The 24,686-nt window shown below is 70.8% G+C and carries 21 protein-coding genes and 2 pseudogenes; 11 read left to right on the top strand and 12 right to left on the bottom strand.

Going from position 1 to position 24,686, the window contains the following annotated elements:
• Nucleotides 1–65 precede the first annotated feature (65 nt).
• The 3 genes from ACQ9ZG_RS22100 to ACQ9ZG_RS22110 all read right to left on the bottom strand — a co-directional run bounded on the left by ACQ9ZG_RS22100 (nt 66) and on the right by ACQ9ZG_RS22110 (nt 2,516).
• A complete protein-coding gene (locus tag ACQ9ZG_RS22100; RefSeq protein ID WP_229866236.1) occupies nt 66–737 on the bottom strand; it encodes a substrate-binding domain-containing protein in 672 nt (223 codons plus the stop codon).
• A gap of 379 nt (nt 738–1,116) precedes the next feature.
• Nucleotides 1,117–2,106, bottom strand: a complete 990-nt coding sequence (gene trxB / locus ACQ9ZG_RS22105) for a thioredoxin-disulfide reductase (RefSeq protein WP_109915532.1) — start codon at nt 2,104–2,106, stop codon at nt 1,117–1,119.
• Nucleotides 2,103–2,516: an arsenate reductase ArsC gene (locus ACQ9ZG_RS22110; protein ID WP_084992597.1), complete on the bottom strand. Its 414-nt coding sequence runs from the start codon at nt 2,514–2,516 to the stop codon at nt 2,103–2,105. The genes trxB and ACQ9ZG_RS22110 overlap by 4 nt, the downstream gene beginning before the upstream one ends.
• 91 nt (nt 2,517–2,607) lie before the next feature.
• Here ACQ9ZG_RS22110 and ACQ9ZG_RS22115 point away from each other — a divergent pair, with 91 nt between their 5' ends.
• The 4 genes from ACQ9ZG_RS22115 (at nt 2,608) to ACQ9ZG_RS22130 (ending at nt 5,823) form a co-directional block, all read left to right on the top strand.
• Nucleotides 2,608–2,916 carry an ArsR/SmtB family transcription factor gene (locus ACQ9ZG_RS22115; RefSeq protein WP_109915531.1) on the top strand — a complete coding sequence of 103 codons (309 nt, stop codon included), beginning with the start codon at nt 2,608–2,610 and terminating at the stop codon, nt 2,914–2,916.
• Nucleotides 2,913–4,010 (top strand): ACR3 family arsenite efflux transporter, encoded by a 1,098-nt coding sequence (gene arsB / locus ACQ9ZG_RS22120; RefSeq protein WP_109915530.1) that lies wholly within the window; start codon nt 2,913–2,915, stop codon nt 4,008–4,010. The genes ACQ9ZG_RS22115 and arsB overlap by 4 nt, the downstream gene beginning before the upstream one ends.
• 136 nt (nt 4,011–4,146) lie before the next feature.
• The gene (locus tag ACQ9ZG_RS22125) at nt 4,147–5,202 is read left to right on the top strand and encodes an ArsO family NAD(P)H-dependent flavin-containing monooxygenase (RefSeq protein WP_109915529.1); all 1,056 of its coding nucleotides are present in this window, start codon (nt 4,147–4,149) and stop codon (nt 5,200–5,202) included.
• 315 nt (nt 5,203–5,517) lie between these two features.
• Nucleotides 5,518–5,823 carry an Rv3488 family transcriptional regulator gene (locus ACQ9ZG_RS22130; RefSeq protein ID WP_109915528.1) on the top strand — a complete coding sequence of 102 codons (306 nt, stop codon included), beginning with the start codon at nt 5,518–5,520 and terminating at the stop codon, nt 5,821–5,823.
• Here ACQ9ZG_RS22130 and ACQ9ZG_RS22135 read toward each other — a convergent pair whose 3' ends face one another.
• Both ACQ9ZG_RS22135 and ACQ9ZG_RS22140 read right to left on the bottom strand, forming a co-directional pair.
• Nucleotides 5,824–6,006: a hypothetical protein gene (locus ACQ9ZG_RS22135; RefSeq protein WP_219995611.1), complete on the bottom strand. Its 183-nt coding sequence runs from the start codon at nt 6,004–6,006 to the stop codon at nt 5,824–5,826.
• 176 nt (nt 6,007–6,182) lie between these two features.
• On the bottom strand, nt 6,183–7,454 hold the full coding sequence (locus tag ACQ9ZG_RS22140; protein WP_109915527.1) for an APC family permease: 1,272 nt from the start codon (nt 7,452–7,454) through the stop codon (nt 6,183–6,185).
• Between the two features lie 190 nt (nt 7,455–7,644).
• Between ACQ9ZG_RS22140 and ACQ9ZG_RS22145 the strand changes: the two genes are divergently transcribed.
• Nucleotides 7,645–7,776 (top strand): VOC family protein, encoded by a 132-nt coding sequence (locus ACQ9ZG_RS22145; RefSeq protein WP_258312170.1) that lies wholly within the window; start codon nt 7,645–7,647, stop codon nt 7,774–7,776.
• A 315-nt stretch (nt 7,777–8,091) separates the two neighbouring features.
• Here the strand turns inward: ACQ9ZG_RS22145 and ACQ9ZG_RS22150 are convergent, their stop codons facing one another.
• Nucleotides 8,092–9,597: a SulP family inorganic anion transporter gene (locus ACQ9ZG_RS22150; RefSeq protein WP_499281143.1), complete on the bottom strand. Its 1,506-nt coding sequence runs from the start codon at nt 9,595–9,597 to the stop codon at nt 8,092–8,094.
• Between the two features lie 401 nt (nt 9,598–9,998).
• On the opposite strand from ACQ9ZG_RS22150, the gene ACQ9ZG_RS22155 reads away from it, so the two are divergent.
• Both ACQ9ZG_RS22155 and ACQ9ZG_RS22160 read left to right on the top strand, forming a co-directional pair.
• Entirely contained in the window at nt 9,999–10,412 is a 414-nt protein-coding gene (locus ACQ9ZG_RS22155) for a MerR family transcriptional regulator (RefSeq protein ID WP_499281145.1), read from the top strand.
• A gap of 290 nt (nt 10,413–10,702) precedes the next feature.
• Nucleotides 10,703–10,975: pseudogene (locus tag ACQ9ZG_RS22160) on the top strand (ArsR/SmtB family transcription factor); the annotation flags it as partial.
• 22 nt (nt 10,976–10,997) lie between these two features.
• Here ACQ9ZG_RS22160 and ACQ9ZG_RS22165 read toward each other — a convergent pair.
• Nucleotides 10,998–11,369 carry an ArsR/SmtB family transcription factor gene (locus ACQ9ZG_RS22165; protein ID WP_109914113.1) on the bottom strand — a complete coding sequence of 124 codons (372 nt, stop codon included), beginning with the start codon at nt 11,367–11,369 and terminating at the stop codon, nt 10,998–11,000.
• A gap of 100 nt (nt 11,370–11,469) precedes the next feature.
• On the opposite strand from ACQ9ZG_RS22165, the gene ACQ9ZG_RS22170 reads away from it, so the two are divergent.
• From ACQ9ZG_RS22170 to ACQ9ZG_RS22180, 3 genes and pseudogenes are all read left to right on the top strand, one after another.
• Nucleotides 11,470–12,855: an NAD(P)-binding domain-containing protein gene (locus ACQ9ZG_RS22170; protein ID WP_109914114.1), complete on the top strand. Its 1,386-nt coding sequence runs from the start codon at nt 11,470–11,472 to the stop codon at nt 12,853–12,855.
• Complete coding sequence (locus tag ACQ9ZG_RS22175) at nt 12,852–14,108, top strand: MFS transporter (RefSeq protein ID WP_109914115.1); 1,257 nt, start codon at nt 12,852–12,854, stop codon at nt 14,106–14,108. Before ACQ9ZG_RS22170 ends, ACQ9ZG_RS22175 begins: the two co-directional genes overlap by 4 nt.
• Nucleotides 14,109–14,398: 290 nt before the next feature.
• Nucleotides 14,399–16,437: pseudogene (locus ACQ9ZG_RS22180) on the top strand (thioredoxin domain-containing protein).
• A 105-nt stretch (nt 16,438–16,542) separates the two neighbouring features.
• Here the strand turns inward: ACQ9ZG_RS22180 and trhA are convergent.
• Nucleotides 16,543–17,256 carry a PAQR family membrane homeostasis protein TrhA gene (gene trhA / locus ACQ9ZG_RS22185; RefSeq protein WP_109914116.1) on the bottom strand — a complete coding sequence of 238 codons (714 nt, stop codon included), beginning with the start codon at nt 17,254–17,256 and terminating at the stop codon, nt 16,543–16,545.
• Between the two features lie 209 nt (nt 17,257–17,465).
• On the opposite strand from trhA, the gene ACQ9ZG_RS22190 reads away from it, so the two are divergent.
• On the top strand, nt 17,466–19,289 hold the full coding sequence (locus tag ACQ9ZG_RS22190) for a phosphoenolpyruvate carboxykinase (GTP) (protein ID WP_109914117.1): 1,824 nt from the start codon (nt 17,466–17,468) through the stop codon (nt 19,287–19,289).
• Nucleotides 19,290–19,439: 150 nt separating this feature from the next.
• Here the strand turns inward: ACQ9ZG_RS22190 and ACQ9ZG_RS22195 are convergent, their stop codons facing one another.
• The 4 genes from ACQ9ZG_RS22195 to ACQ9ZG_RS22210 all read right to left on the bottom strand — a co-directional run bounded on the left by ACQ9ZG_RS22195 (nt 19,440) and on the right by ACQ9ZG_RS22210 (nt 24,673).
• Nucleotides 19,440–20,102 (bottom strand): hypothetical protein, encoded by a 663-nt coding sequence (locus tag ACQ9ZG_RS22195; RefSeq protein ID WP_109914118.1) that lies wholly within the window; start codon nt 20,100–20,102, stop codon nt 19,440–19,442.
• Complete coding sequence (locus tag ACQ9ZG_RS22200; RefSeq protein ID WP_499281148.1) at nt 20,089–21,876, bottom strand: vWA domain-containing protein; 1,788 nt, start codon at nt 21,874–21,876, stop codon at nt 20,089–20,091. Before ACQ9ZG_RS22200 ends, ACQ9ZG_RS22195 begins: the two co-directional genes overlap by 14 nt.
• Before the next feature lie 302 nt (nt 21,877–22,178).
• Nucleotides 22,179–23,438 carry a toxic anion resistance protein gene (locus ACQ9ZG_RS22205; protein WP_109916762.1) on the bottom strand — a complete coding sequence of 420 codons (1,260 nt, stop codon included), beginning with the start codon at nt 23,436–23,438 and terminating at the stop codon, nt 22,179–22,181.
• A 137-nt stretch (nt 23,439–23,575) separates the two neighbouring features.
• Nucleotides 23,576–24,673, bottom strand: a complete 1,098-nt coding sequence (locus ACQ9ZG_RS22210) for a hypothetical protein (RefSeq protein WP_181398331.1) — start codon at nt 24,671–24,673, stop codon at nt 23,576–23,578.
• Nucleotides 24,674–24,686: the final 13 nt, after the last annotated feature.

Consider the following 24,686-nt stretch of genomic DNA (forward strand, 5'->3'; position numbering starts at 1 on the left):
CGCTGGCGCGGTGAGGTGGCGAGCCGTCGATCCTCGCCGCGATGGGCACGCTGCCGGTCGGTGCTTCAGCCGCCGCTTGCCCTGGCGCGACTGCCGTACTGGGGACCGCGATGCGTTGGATATGCCCCCCGCTTTTGGCGAAGGACGGCTCGAAGTACCGATCGAACCGTTCTGGCTGCTCCCGGTGGACACGACCTCGTCTGAACCGGGTGCCGCATGACCGCCCCCTGGCCTGTCACGCCTTTGCTCTCTCGTACGGCCACTGCTCCGGTGCGGCATCCGCCAGGTAGGCGTTCGAGTTCTGCGTGGTACCCGAATTGTCGGAGCGGTGCACGGCACTGATCTTTGATCTCGGCCAGCAGCGCACCGGGGTTGAGGCACCAGATCTCCGGGTCGTTCCACATCGTGATCCGCGAGTCGAAGATCCGCGTGAGCGTCGATGCGTCGAGGACGAGGCTGTCCACGCCCTCGACGTTGTAGCCGAGGGCGACGAGCCCCACGGCCATCGGCACGTCGATCGCCCTGCTCCCGGCGCACGCGCTGCGGGAGAACTCGACGTCGTTCTGCCACAGCAGGTTGTCGCTGCCATCGAAGTGCATGGCTCCGCGCAGGACCTGGGCCACTCCGCCGCCGGAACCGATGGGGTTGTTGCGGAGCTGCACCCCGGGGCAAGCGCTCCGGTCCCGGAGCCAGTGCTTCATCGCGTTCTGCTGGGCCGTAAAGCCCGAGCCGACCACCTCGCCCTTCTCGGCACAGGTGATGTGACTCGGCCGTGAGGGGGCGAGGCAGCTGCGCTCCGTCGCAGGCGGAAAGGCGCAAGGTGGCGGCTGCCACTGCCGCAGCGCCTTGCAGTGGGCTACATCGATGTACCGGCGCTTCTCTTCCAGGCGGCCAGCCAGCTAGATAGATGGTTGCCGGGGTAACGTCATGGAGGCGACGCAACGGAGACCACCAGCTGACGGCACACGACCGGACGGATGGCCCGCGCGTGACATGCGCGCGTCGCGACGGGGCACTGCTCCCCGATTACGGCGCGGCACGGGGCCTCTCGCAACTTCTCCCGAAAGGCTTCCCCGCTGGTGCGGGCGGCCGACAGAACTCGTTTCGCCGTGGCGCTCAGGCAGCTGCCGGTGTCTTGTAGGGCTCTGCGGCCGTCTTTGTGTCGGTGAGAGCTGCGAGGTATCGCTCGGCGTCCAGGGCCGCGGCGCATCCCGAACCGGCAGCGGTGATCGCCTGTCGGTAGGTGTGGTCGACGACGTCTCCCGCACCGAAGACACCGGCGATATTCGTACGGGTCGAGGGGTACTCGACTTTCAGGTAGCCCTCGCCGTCCAGGTCCAGCTGACTTGTGAAGAGCTCCGTGCGCGGGTCGTGGCCGATCGCGACGAACAGACCGGTGGCATCGAGGTCACGCGTCCGGCCGCTGAGCGTGTCGCGCAAGACGAGACCGGACAGTGCACCGCCCTCCTCCTTGATCTCCGCGATCTCGCTGTCGAAGGCGAAGGCGATCTTGTCGTCGGCGAACGCGCGACTCTGCATGACCTGGGAGGCGCGCAGCGCGCTACGGCGGTGGACGACGGTGACGGAGCGGGCGAACCGGGTGAGGAAGGTGGCCTCCTCCATGGCGGTGTCGCCGCCGCCGACGACCGCGATGTCGCGGTCACGGAAGAAGACCCCGTCGCAGGTCGCGCAGTAGGAGACGCCGCGGCCCGACAGTTCGTCCTCGCGCTCCAAGTTCAGCTTGCGGTGCTGCGACCCGGTGGTCACGATCACGGCGCGGGCCCGGTGAACCCCGCCGCTGCCGTCGGTGACCGTCTTGATCTCCCCCGTGAAGTCGACGGCGACGATATCGTCCGCGATCAGTTCGGCGCCGAAGAGCTGGGCCTGGGCGCGCATGTTGTCCATGAGGTCCGGGCCGACGATGCCTGCGGGGAACCCGGGGAAGTTCTCGACCTCGGTGGTGTTCATGAGGGCGCCGCCGGCGGTGACGGAGCCTTCGAAGACCAGCGGTTTGAGGTCGGCGCGGGCGGTGTAGAGGGCAGCGGTGTAGCCGACGGGGCCGGAGCCTATGACGATGACGTTGCGGATGTCCGTCGTGGTGCTCACTTGGAGGTCTCCGGGAGGATTTCCTTGATCAGGCCCTCGACAAGGAACTTGATGTCGTCCCGGATCCTGCGCACCGCGGCCACGTCCTGGCCGGAGGGGTCGTCGAGCTGCCAGTCGAGGTAGCGCTTACCGGGGAAGACGGGGCAGGTGTCGCCGCAGCCCATGGTGATGCAGACGTCGGACTCCTTCACGGCGTCGACGGTGAGGATCTTCGGAGTTTCGGCGGAGATGTCGATTCCGGCCTCGGCCATCGCCTCAACGGCGGCGGGGTTGATGGTGTCGCTGGGGTTGGAGCCGGCGGAGCGGACCTCGATGCGGTCTCCAGCCAGGTGGGCCAGCCAGGCGGCGGCCATCTGGGAGCGGCCGGCGTTGTGGACACAGACGAACAGCACGGAGGGCTTGTCGGACATCAGAGGGTCTCTCTCGTTGTACGTGGATGCGGGTGCCTGGGACATCAGCACCCAGTGGCATCAGCATTTACTGATGTGAGAGTATCAGTCCATGATGACGTCAGTCGACGCTGAACTGATGCGGGTGCTGGGTGATCCGCTCCGCCTCCGGATCGTGACCCTGCTCGCCCGCGAGACCCTGTGCACCACCCATCTCGTCGAGGAGACCGGTGCACGGCAGACCAATCTCTCCAACCACCTGAGGGTCCTGCGCGAGGCCGGGGTCGTGGAGACCGAACCGTGCGGGCGCTTCACGTACTACAGGCTCCGCCCGGACGTCATCGCCCAGCTCGCCGGCCAGTTCGCCGACCTGGCCGAGTCCGCCCGTACCACTGCCGAGAACAAGAGGGCCTGTCCGTGACCTCCACGCAAGCACCCGCGATGACCGGGGAACCCTCAGTCGTGAAGAAGCTGTCCACCCTCGACCGCTTCCTCGCCGTCTGGATCCTCCTCGCCATGGCTCTCGGCCTCGGCCTCGGCCGGCTGATCCCGGGCCTCAACGACGCACTGGCCAAGGTGGAGGTCGGCGGTATCTCGCTGCCGATCGCCGTCGGTCTGCTGATCATGATGTACCCGGTCCTGGCCAAGGTCCGCTACGACAAGCTCGACGCCGTCACCGGCGACCGCAAGCTGATGGTCTCCTCGCTGGTCATCAACTGGATCATCGGTCCGGCCGTCATGTTCGCTCTGGCGTGGATCTTCCTGCCGGACCTGCCCGAGTACCGTACCGGCCTGATCATCGTCGGCCTGGCCCGCTGCATCGCCATGGTCATCATCTGGAACGACCTCGCCTGCGGCGACCGGGAGGCCGCCGCCGTCCTGGTCGCACTGAACTCCGTCTTCCAGGTCATTGCGTTCGGCCTGCTCGGCTGGCTCTACCTCGACCTGCTGCCCGGCTGGCTCGGACTCGGTGACGGCGAGGCGCTCGACATCTCCATGTGGGAGATCGCGCTGAACGTCGTCATCTTCCTCGGCGTGCCCCTGCTCGCCGGCTTCCTCACCCGGCGCCTGGGCGAGAAGAGGATGGGCCGTGAGTTCTACGAGGCGAAGTTCCTGCCGAAGATCGGCCCCTGGGCCCTGTACGGCCTGCTCTTCACCATCGTCATCCTCTTCGCCCTCCAGGGGAAGACCATCACCTCGCAGCCGCTGGACGTCGCCCGCATCGCTCTGCCGCTGCTCGTATACTTCGCGATCATGTTCTTCGGCAGCTTCCTGATCGGTAAGGCCATCGGCCTGGCCTACGACCGCACCACCACGCTCGCCTTCACGGCAGCCGGGAACAACTTCGAACTCGCTATTGCTGTTGCTATCGCCACCTTCGGTGTCACCTCCGGCCAGGCCCTCTCCGGCGTCGTCGGCCCGCTCATCGAGGTCCCGGTCCTGATCGCCCTGGTCTACGTGGCCCTGGCCTGGCGCAAGAAGTTCGCCCCGTCCGCGATCACCACGCAGCACTGATGCACCGCCCCGGCCCACACCCGCCTCCCGCCGTCCGCGCCCCGGCCCCCTCTACCGCCCGGCCGACGGTGCAAGCTGTGCCGCGCAGAAGCTGGGCGGTAGCCGGGACGTCCGATGCTGCTCCAGGGGTGCCCTGGTGACCCGCGCCGTGGACGTGGTGGTGATCGGTGGCGGCCAGGCGGGCCTCGCCACCGGCTACCACCTGCGCCGCCAGAACCTCGACTTCGTCATCCTCGACGCCCAGCCCGCACCGGGCGGCGCGTGGCAGCACACGTGGGACTCGCTCCGCCTGTTCTCGCCCGCCGCGTACTCCTCCCTGCCGGGCTGGCTCATGCCCGCCCAGGACGGGGCGGAGTACCCGGACGCACACCACGTCGTCAAGTACCTGGCCGCGTACGAGGAGCGCTACACGCTGCCCGTCGTGCGGCCGGTCCGCGCCGAGGCCGTACGCCCTGACGGCGATCTGCTGCGGGTGGAGACGGACGCAGGCGTCTGGTCCGCCCGCGCTGTGGTCTCGGCCACCGGAACCTGGTGGCGGCCCTTCCTTCCCGCCGTACCCGGCCGGGAGACGTTCACCGGCCGTCAGCTTCACACCGTGAACTACCGCAACCCGGACGAGTTCGCGGGACGGCGGGTCATCGTGGTCGGAGGAGGCAACTCCGGAGCTCAGATCGCCGCCGACCTTGCACCGCATACCGACCTGACCTGGGTCACCCAACGGCCCACACGTTTCCTGCCCGACGACATCGACGGCCGTGCCCTCTTCGACGCCGCCACCGCCCGCCGCAGAGCGCTGGACGCCGGGAGCACCGACACGGGAGGCGTCGCCTCCCTCGGCGACATCGTCGCCGTCGCACCGGTCCGCGCCGCACGGGATGCCGGCCTCCTCAATGCCCAGTCGATGTTCGCCCGCCTCACCGAGAACGGTGCGCAGTGGGCGGACGGAACCAGAGCGGAAGCCGTAGCAGTCATCTGGTGCACCGGCTTCCGCCCCGCGCTGTCCCACCTCGCCCCGCTGGGACTGCGTGGCGAACACGGCCACATTCCCACCCACGGCACCCGGGCCGTCGACGAACCTCGGCTGCATCTCCTGGGCTACGGTGACTGGACCGGGCCCGCCTCGGCCACCCTGATCGGCGTCGGCCGCCCCGCCCGCGATGCCGTCCGCGAGATCGCCGCCCTGCTGCGCTGACAGCTTCCGGGCCGGGACCAGTGTGCGTCGAGGGCTGCGCTGTCCACCCAGCGCGTCAGGAGGCTGAAGGACGCGAGCTCTTCCAGGGCCTCGTGCTCCGGCTGGCCCCGCCCCACACCCACCGGTGCATGGCCGCGGCACTGAGCTGCGAGGCATCATCCCCGGGCCGCCCACGAACCTCCGCGTCCCGCACGGTATCGCCGCGCTGAGCCGCTTCGCGGTGCTGGCACCAGCGGTTCACGGACATGTTGTGGTCCTCAGACAGCTAGGATCGGGAGCCGATATCGGTTTCGTCACTGCCGGAGGTGGGCCAAGTTGCGGGAGTTCCAACGGGGCGCGGTGCGGCTGCACATCCTGCATCACGCGGCCGAGGAAGAGGTCCACGGCGCGTGGATGACCGAGGAGCTGGCTTCCCACGGCTACCAGATCAGCCCCGGCACGCTGTATCCGACGCTGCACCGCCTGGAGGCCGACGGGCTGCTGAGCTCGGAGCAGAAGGTGGTCGACGGTCGAACGCGCCGCGTCTACACGGCGACCGAGGCCGGGAAGCAGGCCCTAGCGGAGGACCGCAGGGCTCTGGCAGAGCTGGCCCGCGAGATCCTGGGCGACGACGCGCCCTGATCAGTCGCGTACCGTCGCCTTGGCCGGGGTGACGGAGTTGGCATGGGCGAGGCGGGCGTCGAGGGCGTCGGCGCCGGCGATGAGCAGGAAGAGGCTGCCGCACAGCTGCGCGAGGTCGGTGCGTGATTCGCGGGCCAGATCCCGCCAGCCGGACTTCCTGGTGAACGAGGGGCGTTGCCCCACAGGGTCGGCAGCTTGTGATCAGCAGTGCGCCGAGCATGTTTACGATCATCGGCACGGCGGCGAGCCGGGTCAGCAGACCGGCGAGAATCGGCATTCGCAACTCGCCTCGCTCGGGGCCGGGGACAGCAGACAGCCCGGTCGTTCCCGCGGTCGGGGAACGACCGGGCCGGGAAGGGTCAGCTCCTCGAGGTGAGAGCGCGGCGTATGGCGTAGAAGGCGGCGCCCAGCGCGATCACCGCAGCCCCGGAGATGACCGAGGAGACGGGCAGGGCGAAGGCCAGGACGAGGCAGCCAGCCAGCCCGACGGCGGGGACCAGGCGATGGGGTCGGCCCTCGTAGGGGGTGAGGGTCCAGGCGGAGGCGTTGGCGACGCCGTAGTAGACCAGAACGCCGAAGGAGGAGAACCCGATCGCCCCGCGCAGGTCCCCAGTCGCCGCGGCCACAGCCACGACGGCCCCGACGAGGAGTTCGGCGCGGTGCGGAACCTGGAACTTGGGATGGACGGCAGCCAGGACGTGGGGCAGGTGCCGGTCACGGGCCATGGCCAGGGTGGTGCGGGAGACCCCGAGGACCAGCGCGAGCAGGGAGCCCAGCGCGGCCACGGCCGCACCGACGCGGACGATGGGGACGAGCCAGTCGGCGCCCGCGGCCCGCGCGGCGTCCGACAGCGGCGCCACTGCCCCGGCCAGCCCGTCCGGGCCCAGCACCATCAGGACGGAGACCGCGACAAGGGCGTACACGACGAGGGTGATGCCCAGCGCGATCGGGATCGCCCGCGGGATCGTGCGGGCCGGATCACGGACCTCCTCGCCCAGCGTGGCGATGCGCGCGTACCCGGCGAAGGCGAAGAACAGCAGCCCCGCCGCCTGGAGCACACCGCCCACCGTGGCATCCGAGCCGACGTCCAGCCGTGCTGCGTCTGTCGCACCTGAGGTGAGTGCGGCGACCACCACGGAGGCGAGGACCGCCAAGACCACGGCCACGATGACCCGGGTCAGCAGCGCGGACTTCTGCACCCCCGCGTAGTTCACCGCGGTCAGCGCCACCACAGCGGCGACCGCGACCGCGTGCTCCTGGCCCGGCCACACGTACGAGCCGACGGTGAGCGCCATCGCCGCACAGGAGGCCGTCTTGCCGACCACGAACGCCCAGCCCGCCAGGTAGCCCCAGAACTCGCCCAGGCGCTCACGGCCATAGACGTACGTGCCGCCCGACGCCGGGTACCGGGCCGCGAGCCGCGCGGAGGAGGTGGCGTTGCAGTACGCGACTACGGCCGTCAGGGCCAGGCTGATCAGCAGTCCGGAGCCAGCGGCGCGCGCGGCCGGGGCGAGCGCGGCGAAGATGCCGGCTCCGATCATCGACCCCAGCCCGATCATGACGGCGTCGGGTACGCCGAACGTCCGCCGCAACTCCTCCGGGACGCTGCCGACGGTCGATGGCTTGCTCATGGGCATCTCCTCAGCGGCACGAGGTCGTACATCTTACGGAATCCGATATCGGCAGACGATATATGAGCCGCTGGTGGCCCCCCATGGCCACGGCCCTGCCCAGCGAGACTTGTGCAAAGGATCGTTGGTGAGGGTCCGGACATCGCGCCGGTGCCGTGGGCTCTTCGGGTGCGAGGCCTGACTGCCTACGATGATCGGTACATCGCCTGATGCCTCCCCGTCCTCGGTCTGGCCGTTCCTGCACTACGACGACACGAAGGCGGCGCTGTGCTTCCTAGTGGACGTGCTGGGGTTCGAGCAGGTGGTTGCCTGCGCCGGGTGAGCACGGCGGAATCGGGAACGCGGAGCTGAGCTGGCCTGGCGGTGTGCGCTGGTGTTCGGCTCGACGCGGCACACGGACAGCGTGCACGCGCGGATCCGGGCAGGCACCAGCGCGGTCTACGTGGTGAGCGACGAGGTGGACGCGGTGCACCGGCCCATGGTCGGCAGCCTACATGCGCACGGTGCAGGACCAGAGTGACACCTGTGGGCTCGGCACCTACCGGGGCCCTTCGCCTGAGGAGGGGGCTGGGGAGAGGCGAGTAGACCCCGGCCGGTGGGGCCGGGGTCCGGTGCTGTTGGTGTGTGGCGCCGGGGGTCAGTGGCTGCCGGTGAGTTCGCCGGTGAGCTTGCCGTGGAGGTCGGCGCTCAGGTCGTTCAGCCCGGTGATGTCCACGGTCTTGCCGCGCTGGGCGTACTTGGTCTCGATCGCGTCCAGGGCGGCGACGGAGGAGGCGTCCCAGACGTGGGCCTCGGAGAGGTCGATGACGATCTTGTCGGGGTCGCCGGCGTAGTCGAACTGGCCGACGAGGTCGTTGGAGGAGGCGAAGAACAGCTCGCCGGTGACCCGGTAGACGACCCTGGTGCCGTCCGGGTCGAGGATGCTGCGTACGCGGGCGAGGTGGGCGACCCGCTTGGCGAAGATGACCATCGCGGTGACGGAGCCGACGACGACGCCGATGGCGAGGTTGTCGGTGGCGACCACCACGATCACCGTGATGGCCATGACGGCGATCTCACCGGCCGGCATCCGCTTGAGGGTGTTGGGCGCGATGGAGTGCCAGTCGAATGTCGCGAACGACACCATCACCATCACCGCGACGAGGGCGGCCATGGGGATGTCGGAGACGACCGGGCCGAACACGATGCACAGCACCATCAGGAACGCGCCCGCCAGGAACGTGGAGAGACGGGTGCGGGCGCCGGAGACCTTCACGTTGATCATTGTCTGGCCGATCATGGCGCAGCCGCCCATGCCGCCGAAGAAGCCGGTGACGATGTTGGCGATGCCCTGGCCGATGGACTCGCGGGTCTTGGAGGAGTGGCTGTCGGTGATGTCGTCGACCAGCTTCGCTGTCATCAGCGACTCCATCAGGCCGACCAATGCCATCGCGAAGGCGTACGGGGTGATCGTGGTCAGGGTGTCCATGGTGAAGGGCACGTCGGGCAGGCCCGGCACCGGCAGCGAGGAGGGCAGTTCGCCCTTGTCACCGACGGTGGGCACCGCGAGGCCGGCCGCAACCGTGATGACGGTCAGGATGACGATCGCCACCAGCGGGGCCGGGATCACCTTGGTGACCTTCGGGAAGAACGCCATGAGCGCGAGCCCGCCGATGATCAGTGGGTACACCGCCCAGGGCACGTCGTGCATCTCGGGCACCTGGGCCATGAAGATCAGGATGGCGAGGGCGTTGACGAAGCCGACCATCACCGAGCGCGGCACGAACCGCATCAGCTTCGCCACCCCGAGCGCGCCCAGGGCAACCTGGATGACACCGGCCAGGATGACGGCGGCGATCAGGTAGCCCAGACCATGCTCACGGTTGAGCGGGGCGATGACCAGGGCGACGGCTCCGGTGGCGGCGGAGATCATCGCGCGGCGGCCGCCGACGATCGAGATGACCACGGCCATGGTGAAAGAGGCGAACAGGCCGACCGCCGGATCGACCCCGGCGATGATCGAGAACGAGATCGCCTCGGGGACCAGGGCCAGGGCGACGACCAGGCCGGCCAGAACCTCGGTGCGCCAGACCTTGGGGCTGTGCAGCCAGTCGGGCTTGAGGCTGCGCAGCCGCGCGGCGGGAGTCACAGCAGCAGAAGACAAGGAGATGCGTACCTGTCGTGCTCGGACACACGGCCGGATGGGCCGGGGTGTGCGGGAAGGGGCGCGGGAGACCGGCCGGCATCCCGCGGGCGGCCCGAGAAGGGGCCGGGAAGTCGTGGAGGACGCGAGCCGGGGCCTGGGCGGTGCCCGGCCGGGTGGGTCACGTCCGAGGGCGAACGATCACGGCGGGCAGGCGGCGGCAGTCGGCGTGATGGGCTCGCGCACGCTCTCTCCTGCAAGAATCGGATCTTCGCCGGGGCCACCATCGGCCCCGGAACGGCAGAAGCGGGGCAGCCTGGCCGCCCTCGCCATCATCTACTCTACCCTAACGTTAGAGTAGAGGGCGGTGGGGTCGCACGGGACGCGGCCCGCCACGACGGGAAGGGCCAGGGACACAGGTTGTGGACGACCAGCACATGCAGATCGGCGAAGTCGCCGCACGGACGGAGCTGTCCCTGCGCACCATCCGTCACTACGAGGAGACCGGCCTGGTCACCCCCTCCGCCCGCTCCCAGGGCGGCTTCCGCCTCTACACCGAGACCGACGTCGCCCGGCTCATGGTCATCCGCCGCATGAAGCCGCTCGGCTTCACCCTGGACCAGATGCGCGACCTCCTGAACGCCACCGACCGCCTCGACGGCGACGACGCTCTCGACGACGGCGAGCGCGAGGCGCTGCTGGAGCGCGTGCGGACCTACCGGCAGGCCGCCGCCGAGCAAGTGGAGAAGCTGCGCATCCAGCTGGAACGTGCCGAGGAGTTCGCCGACACGCTGGGCGCCCGCCTGGAGCAGAACGCTCCTGCCGCCCGCCTTTAGATTTGCTCCGCGGCGTCTCCTCCGGCCGGCACCGCCTCGCTCTGCGGGCTGCGAGGGCCGGGCACGTCCGGGGCCTGGGCGGTCAGGTCCAGCTGAAGGCGGAACGGCGGGGATGCGGCCCGGCCGGTCGGCGTCGGTGAGCCGCTTCTGCCACTTCTCCTCGCAAGGGCCAGAACATGAGACCTTCTGCGATGAGTCGTTATTTCGGGAAGTGGCGAAATATTGGATGCGAGTGAAGCAGTGGCGAAGGGCAGTGGTGAGGCGCCCCGGCTCGATCAGCCGACTTCCTCAAGGCGCTCGCGAGCGAGACCTGCCAGCGGGTGATGGTGCAGTTCGCTGGTGGTGTCGAGCTGGCGGTCGGTGAGGTCGCGGAGCGGTGCGGGCTGAAATCGTCGACCGTTTCCGAGCACCTGGGCCTGCTGCGCCGCGGGGGCCTGGTCGTCTCCCGCAAGGAGGGCAGGGAGGTGTTCTACCGGGCGGACGGAGAGACGACGGCCGGGCGGCGGCATTCAGCGCTCCAGACGTACCTGGCGGTCTGCTGCCCACCCGGTGCCGCTTGCTGACATCGGCCGGTGCGGCTGCGGTTCAGGTGCTGCTGGTGGCTGCCCGGGGGGCGCAGGCGGCCGGTCCGGCGGCGCCGAAAGAGGGGTTGACCCGGTAGAAGACCCACGTCCCCCGGCGTTCGGAGACGAGGAGTCCGGCGTCCCGGAGTTTCTTCAGGTGGTAGGAGACGGTCGCCCCGGTGACACCGACGTCCTGGATGTCGCACACGCATGCTTCACCGGCCGGGTGCGAGGCGACCTTGGCAAGCAGCCGCAGGCGCACCGGGTTGGCGAGGACTTCGAACGTCGCGGCCATCCGTTCCGCTTCGTGTGCCGACAGTTCTCCGCCGGTGATGGGCGGGCAGCACGGCACGACCGCGGTCAGGGGCGACTGTTCCTCAGGATACTTCGACATTTGTCTACTTTGACAGTCGCAAAAGTAAGTGGCAAGCTCCAAATATAGACATTGATCGAATCAGCAGTCGGCTCTGTCACCTCGGGAGGACTTCACCGCCATGAACACTGCCCCTGCGGATCTGCCGGTCGTCGTGATCGGAGCGGGCCCGGCCGGCCTCGCCGCTGCCGCCCACCTCACCCAGCGCGGGCTCGTTCCGCTTGTCCTGGAGGCCGGGCCCGCCGCCGCCCACGCCGTACGAGGATGGGCGCACGTGCGGCTCTTCTCCACCTGGGGTGAGGTCGTCGACCCCGCCGCGGAGAAGCTGCTGGCCCCGACCGGGTGGACGCACCCCGACCCCGGCACCTACCCATCGGGCGGGGACTGGGCCGAGCAGTACCTCCAGCCGCTCGCCGGCGTGCTCGGCGACCGCGTCCGCTTCGGGACCCGGGTCACCGGCATCTCCCGTACCGGTCGCGACCGGATCGTGGACGCGGACCGCGACCAGCAGCCGTTCGTCGCGCACATCACCCATGCCGACGGCCGCGAGGAACGGGTCTTCGCCCGTGCCGTCATCGACGCCTCCGGCACCTGGACCAGCCCCGGCCCGGCCGGCGCCTCCGGCCTGCCCGCCCTCGGAGAGAAGGCCGCCGCCGACCGGATCACCTACCGCGTCCCCGACTTCAAGGACCCAGCAGTCCGCGCCCGGTACGCAGGCCGTCGCACCGCTGTCATCGGCTCCGGCGCCTCCGCGTTCACCGCCCTCGCCTACCTCGCCGGCCTCGCCAAGTCCGACGACGGCACCGGCACGAAGGGAGTATGGGTGCTGCGCCGGGGCATCTCCGGCTCGACCTTCGGCGGCGGCAGCGCCGACCAGCTCCCGGCACGCGGCGCTCTGGGCCTGGCGGCGAAGGCCGCCGTCGACGAGGGACACGCCGACGCGGTCACCGGCTTCCGAACCGAAGCGATCGACCGCGCCCTCGACGGACGCCTGGTCCTGGTCGGAGAGGACGGGCGCCGCCTGGACCCGGTCGACGAGGTCATCGTGCTGACCGGCTTCCGCCCCGACCTCGGCTTCCTCGACGAGCTCCGCCTCGGCCTGGACGAACGCCTGCAGGCCCCGACCGAGCTGGCACCGCTGATCGACCCCAACCAGCACTCCTGCGGCACCGTCTACCCTCACGGCCACCGCGAACTCTCCCACCCGGAGACCGGTGTGTACCTGGTCGGCATGAAGTCCTACGGCCGCGCGCCGACGTTCCTCGCCATGACCGGCTACGAACAGGTCCGCTCCGTGGCCGCCGCCCTCGCCGGCGACCTCGAAGCAGCCGACCGTGTCGAACTCACCCTGCCCGAAACCGGAGTCTGCGGCGGCGCCGGGCTCTTCGACGACCCGGCTGCAGCCCCGAGCGAGGCCGCAGGCTCCTGCGCCACGCCGCAACCCGCGCTGGTGCAGCTCGGCGACGCACCGGTCGCCGCCACGGCCGGTGGCTGCTGCGGCACGTGACCGGCCTCGCCACCCCTGGGCGCGGGGTCGTGACCGGACTCGGAATCCGGTCACGACCCCGCGCCGTGCTCCCCGCCCTGTGTGCCACGCAGATCATCAGCTGGGGCATCGTCTACTACGCCTTCCCCGTCCTGAACCCGCAGATCACCACCGCGACCGGCTGGCCCCCAGGCGCGACCACCGCGGTGTTCTCACTCGGTCTCGTCGTCTCTGCCCTCGCCGGGATACGCGTCGGCCGGATCCTCGACCGACGCGGCCCCCGCGCCGTCATGACCGCCGGATCCGTCCTCGGCGTCGTGAGCCTCCTGATCGTCGCCACGGCCCCCAGCCTGCCCCTGTTCACCGCTGGCTGGGCGCTCGCCGGACTCGCGATGGCGGCCACCTTCTACCAGCCCGCGTTCGCCGCCCTCACCCGCTGGTGGGCACCCGACCACATCCGCGCCCTCACTATCGTCACCCTCGCCGGCGGTCTCGCCTCCACCGTCTTCGCACCCCTGACCGCAGCCCTGGCCGAGCACCTGACCTGGCGCCACACCTACCTGGCCCTCGCAGGCATCCTCGCCCTCACTATCCCCACCCACGCTCTGGCCCTGCGCGCACCCTGGCCCGACGCCCCCACCACCCCCGCCACCGGATCCGCCCCAGGAACGGGACCCGCCAACGTGCGCGACGTCGCGCGCAGCCGGCCCTTCCTGCTCCTCGCCACCGCCTTCACCCTGTCCGGCTTCGCGATGTACGCCGTCCTCGTCGCCCTGGTCCCCCTCCTCCTGGAACGCGGCTACACCACCACCCAGGCTGCCTGGGCCCTCGGCATCGGCGGAGCCGGACAGACCCTCGGCCGCACCCTCTACGCCACCCTCGCCCGCCGCACCACACCCACAGCCCGCACCACGACCCTCATCGCGCTGGGCGCGATCACCACCGCAGCCTTCGCCGCCATTCCCGGCCCCTACGCCCTGATCATCGCCGTATCCATCACAGCCGGCATGGTCCGCGGCAACCTCACCCTCCTCCAGGCCACCGCCATCACCGACCGCTGGGGCACCACCCACTACGGCCGCCTCTCCGGACTCCTCACTGCACCCGCCCACACAGCAACAGCCCTCGCACCCTTCGCCGGCGCAGCCCTGGCCGTACCCCTCGGCGGCTACGAACCGCTCTTCCTCCTCCTGACCACCATCTCCCTGACCGCCGCACTCATCGCACCCTGGACAAGCACCCACGCTGTACGCCCTCGCGAGAGTCGGAGCTGAGCGCCCCGGCGGTGCCAGCGTCCGTGGGGTGGGCTGGGTCGATGATCACTACGCCGTCGCACTTGTCGATCCGGGTGGGCAGCGGGTTGCCCAGATGAGGATCAGCGACGGTGTGCGGGCCCTCCTGCCCCGGCTTGAACTGCATTTGACATACCAGTGGAGCTAGATCAACTTCGCACGCTGTGGAGTTGCGAAACAGAAGGCGAGGGCGAGGTTGTGTAGGCGGGTGATGCCGAGCCCGCAGCGCGGATGACCGCCCGCCGGGGGTTAGACCGTGCAACGATGCGTGTATGAATCGACTGACTAGCTCGCAGTCGCCTTACCTACTCCAGCACGCCTCCAATCCAGTGGACTGGTGGCCATGGGGAGAGGGGGCGATGGAAGAAGCTAAGCGGCGGGACGTGCCCATCCTCTTGAGTGTGGGCTATGCGTCCTGCCACTTATGCTTCTGCTAATTTACTGGTGCCACGTCATGGCGCACGAATCCTTCGAGGACGAGGCGACCGCCGCGTATCTGAACGAGCACTTCGTCTCCGTCAAGGTGGACCGGGAGGAGCGGCCCGACGTCGACGCCGTCTACATGGAGGCCGTGCAGGCGGCCACCGGGCAGGGCGGGTGGCCGATGACCGTGTTTCTCACGCCGGATGCCGAACCCTTCTACTTCGGGACCTACTTCCCGCCCGAGCCGCGGCACGGCTCGCCCTCCTTCCGGCAGGTGCTCGAAGGGGTGAGTGCCGCGTGGACCGACCGGCGGGAGGAGGTGGCCGAGGTGGCCGGGCGGATCGTGGCGGATCTGGCCGGGCGGTCGCTGGCCCACGGCGGGGACGGGGTGCCGGGGGAGTCGGAGGTGGCGCAGGCGCTGCTCGGGCTGACGCGGGAGTACGACGAGCAGCGCGGGGGGTTCGGGGGCGCGCCCAAGTTCCCGCCGTCCATGGTGGTGGAGTTCCTGCTGCGGCACTACTCCCGTACGGGGGCGGAGGGGGCCCTTCAGATGGCCGCCGACACCTGTTCGGCGATGGCGCGGGGCGGGATCTACGACCAGCTCGGCGGTGGGTTCGCGCGGTACTCCGTGGACCGGGAGTGGGTGGTCCCGCACTTCGAGAAGATGCTGTACGACAACGCGCTGCTCTGCCGGGTGTACGCCCATCTCTGGCGTACCACCGGGTCCGAGGAGGCCCGCCGCGTCGCCCTGGAGACCGCCGACTTCATGGTCCGTGAGCTGCGCACCGCCGAGGGCGGCTTCGCCTCCGCGCTCGATGCCGACAGCGAGGACCAGGAGGGAAAGCACGTCGAGGGCGCCTTCTACGTGTGGACCCCCGCGCAGCTGCGTGCGGTGCTCGGCGAGGAGGACGGGGCCTTCGCCGCCGCGTACTTCGGGGTGACCGAGGAGGGCACCTTCGAGGAGGGCGCTTCCGTGCTCCAACTGGCGGGGGACGCCGGACCCGTGGACGCGGAGCGCGTCGCGAGCGTACGGGCACGGCTTCTGGCAGCCCGTGAGGAGCGGCCGCGGCCGGGGCGGGACGACAAGGTGGTCGCCGCCTGGAACGGGCTCGCCATCGCCGCGCTCGCCGAGACCGGCGCCTATTTCGACCGGCCCGATCTGGTCGAGCGCGCCACCGAGGCCGCCGATCTGCTGGTCCGGGTCCACCTGGGCGAGGTCGCCCGGCTGACCCGTACCTCCCGGGACGGGCGCGCGGGCGCCAACGCGGGCGTGCTGGAGGACTACGGCGATGTGGCCGAGGGGTTCCTCGCGCTGGCCGCCGTGACGGGGGAGGGCGCCTGGCTGGAGTTCGCCGGGTTCCTGCTCGACGTCGTACTGGAGCAGTTCACCGGCGAGGGCGGGCAGCTCTACGACACCGCCCATGAGGCGGAGCAGCTGATCCGGCGGCCGCAGGATCCGACCGACAGCGCCACTCCGGCCGGGTGGACGGCGGCGGCGGGTGCGCTGCTCTCGTACGCCGCCCACACCGGGTCCGAGGCCCATCGCGCTGCCGCGGAAGGTGCGCTCGGTGTCGTCAAGGCGCTCGCGCCGCGTGCGCCCCGGTTCATCGGGTGGGGGCTCGCCGTGGCCGAGGCGCTGCTGGACGGGCCCCGTGAGGTGGCCGTCGCCGGGCCCGTCGGTGGCGAGCTGCACCGTACGGCGCTGCTCGGCCGGGCCCCGGGTGCGGTCGTCGCCGCAGGGGAGGGGCCCGGTGCGGGGGGCGAGTTCCCGCTGCTGGTGGACCGGCCGCTGAAGGACGGGAAGCCGACCGCCTATGTGTGCCGGCACTTCGCCTGTGACGCGCCGACCACCGATGCGGGGGAGCTGGCGGTGAAGCTGGGCGGCTGAGCGCCCGGGGCGGGGAGAAGGGGCCCGGTCACGGGAAAGGGGCCGGTCACGTGAAGCGACCGGCCCCTTTCCCGTATCTCTACGGGCCTCCTTTGCCCGTACGGCCTATCCGTGCTGGTACGCCACCAGCGAGATGCCCACGTAGTGCGCCACGAACGCCGCCAGCGTCAGCGAGTGGAAGACCTCGTGGAAACCGAACCAGCGCGGCGACGGGTTCGGCCGCTTGATCCCGTAGATCACCCCGCCCGCGCTGTAGAGCAGCCCGCCGACGACGACCAGCACCAGCACCGCGATGCCGCCCGTCCGCATGAAGTCCGGCAGGAAGAACACCGCCGCCCAGCCCATCGCGATGTAGCACGGGGTGTAGAGCCAGCGCGGGGCGCCGACCCAGAAGACCCGGAACGCGATGCCCGCCGCCGCGGCCGCCCAGACCGCCCAGAGGAGCGGCCGTCCGGTGGATTCGGGCAGAAGGAGCAGGGTCAGCGGGGTATAGGTCCCCGCGATGATCAGAAAGATGTTGGCGTGGTCCAGCCGGCGCAGCACCGCCTCGCCGCGCGGGCCCCAGGTGCCGCGGTGGTAGACCGCACTGACGCCGAAGAGCAGGCAGGCCGTCGCCACGTAGATCGCGCAGGCTATCCGGCCCTCGACGCTGTCGGTCAGGGCGATCAGGGTGATACCGGCGATCAGCACGGCGGGAAACATTCCGGCGTGCAGCCAGCCGCGCAGGCGGGGTTTGACGGGGACGGGGTCGAGGACGACAGGTCCTTCCGTCGTCCCGATCGGGCCGGTGGTCGCGGCGGCAGCAGCGGCGTCAGTCATATCCGCATGCTACCTACGCAACCGTAGGTAACGAATATGAGTGGCGATGCTCACGTGTGAGGCCCCCTGGACAGATGGGCGAAACGGTCGGATGATCAAATGAGTGCGGTCGGCACCGGATGAGCGCCAGGGGATCGAAGGGTACGAAGCATCCGGGTCGCAGCCCCCACGGGGCACCTGACAACACCCACCCTCTTCAAGGAGCGATCGTGGCGCGCGACATCGCGGCTCCCCTCACTGTCCCCACCCACCACCAGGAGCTGGTCTCCTGGGTCGACGAGATCGCAGCCATCACCCAGCCGGACCAGGTGGTCTGGTGCGACGGCTCCGAGGCCGAGTACGAGCGCCTGTGCGGGGAGCTCGTCGCCAAGGGCACGTTCACCAAGCTGGACGAGATCAAGCGGCCGAACTCGTACTACGCCGCGTCCGACCCGAGCGACGTCGCCCGCGTCGAGGACCGTACGTTCATCTGCTCCAAGGAGGAGAAGGACGCGGGCCCGACCAACCACTGGAAGGACCCCGCCGAGATGCGGGAGATCTTCACGGGGGAGAACGGCATCTTCCGCGGCTCCATGCGCGGCCGCACCATGTACGTCGTGCCCTTCTGCATGGGCCCCGTCGGCTCCCCGCTCTCCGCCATCGGCGTCGAGATCACCGACTCCGCGTACGTCGCCGTCGCCATGCGCACCATGACCCGCATGGGCCAGGCGGTCCTGGACGAGCTGGGCACCGACGGCTTCTTCGTGAAGGCCGTCCACACGCTGGGAGCGCCGCTGGCCGAGGGCCAGGAGGACGTGCCGTGGCCCTGCAACACCACCAAGTACATCTCGCACTTCCCCGAGGACCGCGAGATCTGGTCGTACGGCTCCGGCTACGGCGGCAACGCCCTGCTCGGCAAGAAGTGCTACGCCCTGCGCATCGCCTCCGTCATGGCCCGCGACGAGGGCTGGCTCGCCGAGCACATGCTCATCCTGAAGCTCACCCCGCCGCGCGGTGAGTCGAAGTACGTGGCCGCCGCCTTCCCGTCCGCCTGCGGCAAGACCAACCTGGCCATGCTGGAGCCGACCATCCCCGGCTGGACCGTGGAGACCATCGGGGACGACATCGCCTGGATGCGGTTCGGTGAGGACGGCCGCCTCTACGCGATCAACCCCGAGGCCGGCTTCTTCGGCGTCGCGCCCGGCACCGGCGAGCACACCAACGCCAACGCCATGAAGACCATGTGGGGCAACTCCGTCTTCACCAACGTCGCGCTCACGGACGACGGCGACGTCTGGTGGGAGGGCATGACCGAGGAGACGCCCGACCACCTCACGGACTGGAAGGGCAACGCCTGGACCCCCGGTTCCGGCACGCCCGCCGCCCACCCCAACGCCCGCTTCACCGTCCCCGCCGGGCAGTGCCCGATCATCGCCCCCGAGTGGGAGGACCCCAAGGGCGTCCCGATCTCGGCCATCCTCTTCGGCGGCCGCCGTGCCTCCGCCGTACCGCTGGTCACCGAGTCCTTCGACTGGCAGCACGGCGTCTTCCTCGGAGCCAACGTCGCCTCCGAGAAGACGGCGGCCGCCGAGGGCAAGGTCGGCGAGCTGCGCCGCGACCCGTTCGCCATGCTGCCGTTCTGCGGCTACAACATGGGCGACTACATGAACCACTGGGTCAAGGTCGGCGCCGACAAGGACCAGGCCAAGCTGCCGAAGATCTACTACGTGAACTGGTTCCGCAAGAACGACGCGGGCCAGTTCGTGTGGCCCGGCTTCGGTGAGAACAGCCGCGTCCTGAAGTGGATCGTGGAGCGCCTGGAGGGCAAGGGCGAAGGCGTCGAGACCCCGATCGGCATCCTGCCGGCCAAGGGCGCGCTGGACACCGAGGGTCTGGACCTCTCCGAGTCCGACCTCGACTTCCTGCTCACGGTCGACAAGGAGGTCTGGCGCGAGGAGGCCGCCCTGGTCCCCGAGCACCTCAACACCTTCGGCGACCACACGCCCAAGGAGCTGTGGGACGAGCACCGCAAGCTCGTGGAGCGCCTGGGCTGAGCCCTGCCCTCTGAGCCCCGCGGCCGGGTCCATCGGACATCCGCCCTGACCTGTGGGTACGACGACCCGCCGCGGAACGGGGGCTGCCGGAGACGACAGCCCCTCAGGGAGTCCCCGACCAAGGACGCCCTGCCGGCCCCCGGAACCCCCTCAGGTTCCGGGGGCCGTCCCTGTTCCGTACGTGCTCCCCGTGCCCCGGTCCTCCAGATAGCGGGTGTGCGTCTGCTGGCGGATCTCCTCGGCCTCCCGCAGCCCCGCCACCAGCTCCTCGACCTCCCCGTGCAGCAGGGCGAGTTGGCGCACGAGCTGCTCCTCGGGGTCCTGCCGGCCCGGGGCCATCCGGGTCCACCACCGAGTCCGTACGTAGGTGTCCACGGACTCCGGGAGGTCCCGGTGCACCGCCCGGGCCAGTACGTGGATGCCTTCCGGGTTCTGCGCCAGCGCCTCGGAGACCCAGCCCGGGGTCAGGAGTCCGTCCAGCAACTCCCCGAGCGGGCCGAGCCGTTCGATGGCGGCCGGTGGCAGTTCCACCTGCGCCAGATACGCCCGGAGGGTGGTGACGTCCTTGCGTAGCCCGTCCAAGGGGGATGCGGGGTCGGGGAATCGCGGTGCCGGTGGGCGGGTCGGCGGTGCGACCAGCGCGCCCGCCCCGTACAGCCCGGCGACCACCACCGGCCAGTACGCGCCCGCCAACCCCGTGAAGGTGAGGGCGAGTCCGGCGAGGGCGCAGGCGCTGCCGGTGAGGTTCTTCGCGGATTCGAGGTAGGCGAGCGCCCGGCCCGCCGCGGCCGCCGTCGGCCTACTGGTAGCCACGGATCTCCTCGAACGCCCCTTCCAGCGAACCGGGTCCGTCCTCCTTCGTGCCGTCGAAGAGCCGACCACCGGTCACGGCGGCGATCCGGTCCAGCTCCGAGCGGTCGGAGTCCCCGAAGACGATCGGGAAGACCGGGGTGATCTGCCGGGCGGGCGGCAGGGACCGGTAGAACGCGGTGAACTCGGCCGCCGACCGGCCCGCCGTGTTCTCGCCGTCCGTCATCAGCACGATGGAGGTGAACGCCGCGTCGGTGTCCGGGCCGAGATGGTCGTACGCAGCCGTCAGCGACGAGTAGATCGCCGTGTTCCCCTCCGCCGTCAGCGCGGCCGTGTCCGCCCGGATCGCGGCGGGCCCGGCCGCCGGGTCCGCCGGGTCGACCGTGTGGGTGCGGACCCGCTTCACCGCCGACCCGAACGACAGCAGGGTGACCTCCTCGCGCTGCCGGAAGTCGCCGGTCAGCCCGGTCAGGGCGGACTTCAGCTGCTCCAGCCGCTTCCCCTTCATCGACCCCGAGGTGTCCAGGACGTACACCGTGCGCGAGGGGCGCCGGAGCTGGTGCTCGTAGGTGGAGAGCAGCCCGTCCGCGACCGGTCGCGAGCCGGGGAAGGGCAGTTCGCGGCGAGGCTCCGGGGAGAGCGGCTCGGCGGGGCGCGCGGAGGCCACCACCGGGCGGCGCAGGGTCCGCTCGGTGATCTCGCGCTGGACGGCGGCGGAGCGGAAGTGCTCGGTCAGGGCCCGTACCGCGTCCTTGGCCTCGGGGGCGGCGCCGGTGAGCGTGGAGAGCGGGTAGTCGGCGGTGACGACGCCGTCGCGGGGGCGGATGACGGTCAGGTCGGTGTTGGTGCCGGTATCCCTGCCCGTGCGGCTTTCGGCGTCGGTCTCGGTGCCGGCCGGGGGGTCGGCGGGTTCTGTGCCGGTGCCGGCATCGGTACCGGCACCGGTGTCCCGGGCGAGGGAGAGCAGCACCGATTCGTAGTTGATCAGCGCGTCCACGGTGGAGCGCCGGGTGTACGCGGTGGCCAGCCAGCCCGAGGAGCCGGAGGTCAGCCGCTGTCCCGCGAAGAACTCCTTCAGCTTGGGGGTCGCCGCGCGGACGTCCGCGTCGGTCAGTGCCGCCTGTGCGCCCGACAGTCCGGAGGCCACCGAAATGAGCGCGGAGAAGCCGGAGTTGGAGCGCTTGGGGTCGGTCATCCCGTACGTGAGCTTCCCGTCCGCCACCGCCCGGTGGACCTGGGCCCAGCTGACCCGCTCCGGGTCCCAGCCGAGCCGCCGTACCGTCGCGGGCCGTACTCCCAGGGCGACCGGCGAGGTCATCAGCGGGGTCTCGGAGGTGACGCGGCGGGCGGCCTCCGGGTTCAGCCGCAGATAGTCGTTGGACGACAGCCACACCGCGTCGAACGCCCCGTCCGCCTTCCCCGAGGCCAGCCGCTCGACGGCGTCCAGGGTGCCGGTCCAGGTGGGCCGCACGGTGATCCCGGTCGCCTTGCGCGCCTCCTCCAACAGCGGCTCCATGTCCGCGAGTTCGCTGGAGGCGAGGACCCGGACGGTGCCGGAGCGCGGCCGGCCGTCATCGGCGGGCTCCGGGGCCGGGCCGGCCGGGTTCGGCGTACAGGCGGCGAGCGGGAGGAGTACGGCGAGGGCGGCGGTGGCGGCGAGCAGGGGTGCGAAGGCGCGGCGCGGGGGCCTGAGGGGGGCGTCGGCGCGGGCGGTCCGGCCGTCGCGGACCTGTGGGGACCGGTCCGTGAGCGGCTGCGGAAGTCCGTCGGCGCGCATCTGCGGGGGCCGGCCCGTGCGAGCCTGCGGGAAGTCGTGCGTGCGCGGTCGGGAGGGCCGGCCCTCGCGTGCCTGCGGGAGACCGTCCGTGCGTGCCCGCTGAAGTCCGTCCGTGCGGGTTCGCTGGAGTCCGTCCGTGTGTGCCTGCGGGAACGGGTCCGTGTGTGTCTGCGGGAGTCCGTCCGTGCGTGCCTGCGGGAACAGGTCCGTGCGTGCTTGGGCGGACCGGTTCGCGCGGGTCCGCGAGGGGCGGCTCATGCGGGTCCATGAGGGGAGGCGCATGCGTCCCTGGGGGAGGTGGCTCATGCGAGGTCTCCGTCCGGCGTGCCGGAGGAGCGTGCCCGTTCCAACCGGGTGCCCGCCTCCTGGAGTTCGGCGGTGAGCGCCTCTACGGTGGCGGCCATCGACTCCGTCGCCCGCACCTTGTACGTGTCGATGGCGTCCAGCGTCCGGTAGATCTGGTGGAACGCGGTACGCAGCGTCTCCGCGCCCACTGCCGGGTCGGCCGCTATGCGCTGGATCTCACCGCTCTGGGTGGCCAGCATCTCCGCGTTGCCCCGGATCAGCTCCTCCGTGGTGGAGCGCAGCGCCTGCACCTGCTCGGTGACCCGCCGCTGGTTGTCCAGCGCCGAGGAGAGCATCACCGCGATGCGCAGCGCCGAGACCGTGGTGGTCGCGGCCCGGTCGGCGCCCTTGATCAGCTCGTCGTTGTTGCGCCGTACGACGTCCATCGCCAGGTATCCCTGTGCGCAGACGGCGATTTGGGTCAGCAGGTCCTGGTGCTTCTGCCGGACCGGAAAGAGGACGTCGGCGCGGAGCGCGTCCGCCTGTACGGGGTCGGTGTGCTCGGTCTCCGCGATGCGGCGGGCCACGACCTCGTCGAGGGCCTCGGTGAGGACCGCGTACTCCTGGAGGCTGCCCATCGACTCCCAGAGCCGGGTGCGTTCGGTGTGCAACGCGGCGTTGTCGCGGCGCAGTTCGTCCTGGCCGCTGCGGAGGGAGCCGACGATCCGGTTCAAGGTGCCCTGCGCGGAGGCGTACGCGGCGACGTGGTCGCGGAACCGGTTCGCGCCGGGCAGCCGGGACAGCAGCCTGCGGGCGCCGCGGGCCGGGGTGTCGCCCGGGTCGAGATCCCGGACCGTGCGCCGCAGTTCGACCAGCGAGGCCCCGACGCGGGCGGGTGCGTCGCCCTCGCCCGAGGCCAGCGAGCGGACGGTGCGGTCCAGCATCCGGTTGGACTGCTGCGCGGCGCTGCGGATGTCGCCCTGCCCGAGCGCGGCGATCTCGCCGATCCGGGAGGTGAACTCCGGTGACCGGGCGTCGAGTCCGGCGAGCGAGCCCACGTACTCCTCCGCCCGGCGCACCATCTCCTCCCGCACCCCGTCCTCCACCGGGACGAGCCCGGCGGCCTGTTCGGCCCGGACGGGGGCGACGGGCTCGGGCGGGGTGAGCACGAGCGGCGCGGCCGGCGGCTCCAGGGGCCCGACGCCGTGGGGCCTCGCCTCCTGCGGCTCGCCTGCCTCCCGCGGTCTCGTGTAGGGGGTTCTGGGGTCCTGGGGCATGGGTCACGTCTCCTGGGCTGCGGGTGCCTCGGGGCACGCGGGGGAGGGGGAAGCCGGGTGTGATGGGGCGGTGGCGGGTGGGGCCTGCGCGGGCGTTGCTCCGGGCCCCGGCCCCCGTACGGCATCGGCGCGGCGCATCAGCCGCGGGCCCGTTCGGCCATCGCGCGCAGTACCTCGGCGGTGGGCACGGGTGCCTGGCGTACGCCGGTCAGCTGCTGGTCGATGTAGTCGGCGTGGGCCGCGGTGGCGGCGGTGAACTCGGCCGCCGCGCCCTGCGGGCGGAAGCCATGGCGTACCGCCAGCTGCCGCAACTGCCGGTCGGTGGACAGCAGTTCGCCCAGGCGTCGGCCCGCCGCCGTCAGGGGTACCAGGGTGTGGTCGCTGGAGACCGTGGTGTCCGGATAGAGCACGACGAGGTCCCCGATCTCCTGCCGGTCGCTGTGGGCCAGGAGGGAGGCCACCTGCGACTCGTAGACCAGCACCAACGGGTTGCCGACCCCGCTGATGAAGTCCCGGAACGGGGCGTCGCTGCTGGTCTGCTGGGCCCCCTGGACCTGGACCAGCTTCCGCATGAGCGCCGCCGTCCGGTCCACGGCCACGCGGTCCGCCGCGACCCGGCCGCCGTCGGCGACGTACGAGGCGGCGGCGAGGTAGAGGGCACCGGAGTTGGACGAGACGGGGTCGGTGCTCGTGATGAAGAGCGTGCCGCTCAACTCGGCGTGACCGGAGGCCCCTTCGAGCTGCTGCCAGGTCCGGTCCGCCTCGGCCGCCGCGAGGTAGGGGACCATGAGCAGCGTGCCCCGGGTGGCGAAGCTGGTGGTGCCGTCGGTCTTCAGCCGGGCCAGGCCGTTGGCGGCGAGGACCTCGGCCGCGTTGCGGTGGGCCACGACGACGAGCGGCGAGTAGAAGGGCCGCAGCGGACCGCCCTCGACGGCGGACCCGCGGCGCAGCTCGTCGGCCGGCGCCTTGGAGCTGGGGAACGCGAAGTCCTTTTCCTTCAAAGAGAGTTGGTCCATTGCCCAGGATCCGGATGTCTCGGCCTTGACGGTGAGTCCCCGGGCGGCCAGGGCCTTCACCGTGTCGGGGTCGGCGAAGAACTCGGCCTTCTCCGACCCGATCACGCCCCGCACGGTCGTCGCTGCCGTGCCACTGCTGCCGTTGCCGCCTCTGTCACGGCCTGCCACGACGGCCGCCGCCACGCCGCCGATCAGGAGGACCGCCAGGACGATTCCCACGATGCGTCTCACG

Origin of the sequence: Streptomyces araujoniae, assembly GCF_050871195.1 — a bacterium.
Classification (GTDB): domain Bacteria; phylum Actinomycetota; class Actinomycetes; order Streptomycetales; family Streptomycetaceae; genus Streptomyces; species Streptomyces bacillaris.

What these genes read in the sequence shown, in the direction of transcription:
- ACQ9ZG_RS22145 (WP_258312170.1), top strand. Translation starts at nt 7,645, where the DNA reads ATGATCGGTACATCGCCTGATGCCTCCCCGTCCTCGGTCTGGCCGTTC.
- ACQ9ZG_RS22200 (WP_499281148.1), bottom strand. Translation starts at nt 21,876, where the DNA reads ATGCGCGCCGACGGACTTCCGCAGCCGCTCACGGACCGGTCCCCACAG.
- ACQ9ZG_RS22170 (WP_109914114.1), top strand. Translation starts at nt 11,470, where the DNA reads ATGAACACTGCCCCTGCGGATCTGCCGGTCGTCGTGATCGGAGCGGGC.
- ACQ9ZG_RS22165 (WP_109914113.1), bottom strand. Translation starts at nt 11,369, where the DNA reads ATGTCGAAGTATCCTGAGGAACAGTCGCCCCTGACCGCGGTCGTGCCG.
- ACQ9ZG_RS22140 (WP_109915527.1), bottom strand. Translation starts at nt 7,454, where the DNA reads ATGAGCAAGCCATCGACCGTCGGCAGCGTCCCGGAGGAGTTGCGGCGG.
- ACQ9ZG_RS22115 (WP_109915531.1), top strand. Translation starts at nt 2,608, where the DNA reads ATGATGACGTCAGTCGACGCTGAACTGATGCGGGTGCTGGGTGATCCG.
- ACQ9ZG_RS22110 (WP_084992597.1), bottom strand. Translation starts at nt 2,516, where the DNA reads ATGTCCGACAAGCCCTCCGTGCTGTTCGTCTGTGTCCACAACGCCGGC.
- ACQ9ZG_RS22205 (WP_109916762.1), bottom strand. Translation starts at nt 23,438, where the DNA reads ATGCCCCAGGACCCCAGAACCCCCTACACGAGACCGCGGGAGGCAGGC.
- trhA (WP_109914116.1), bottom strand. Translation starts at nt 17,256, where the DNA reads ATGACTGACGCCGCTGCTGCCGCCGCGACCACCGGCCCGATCGGGACG.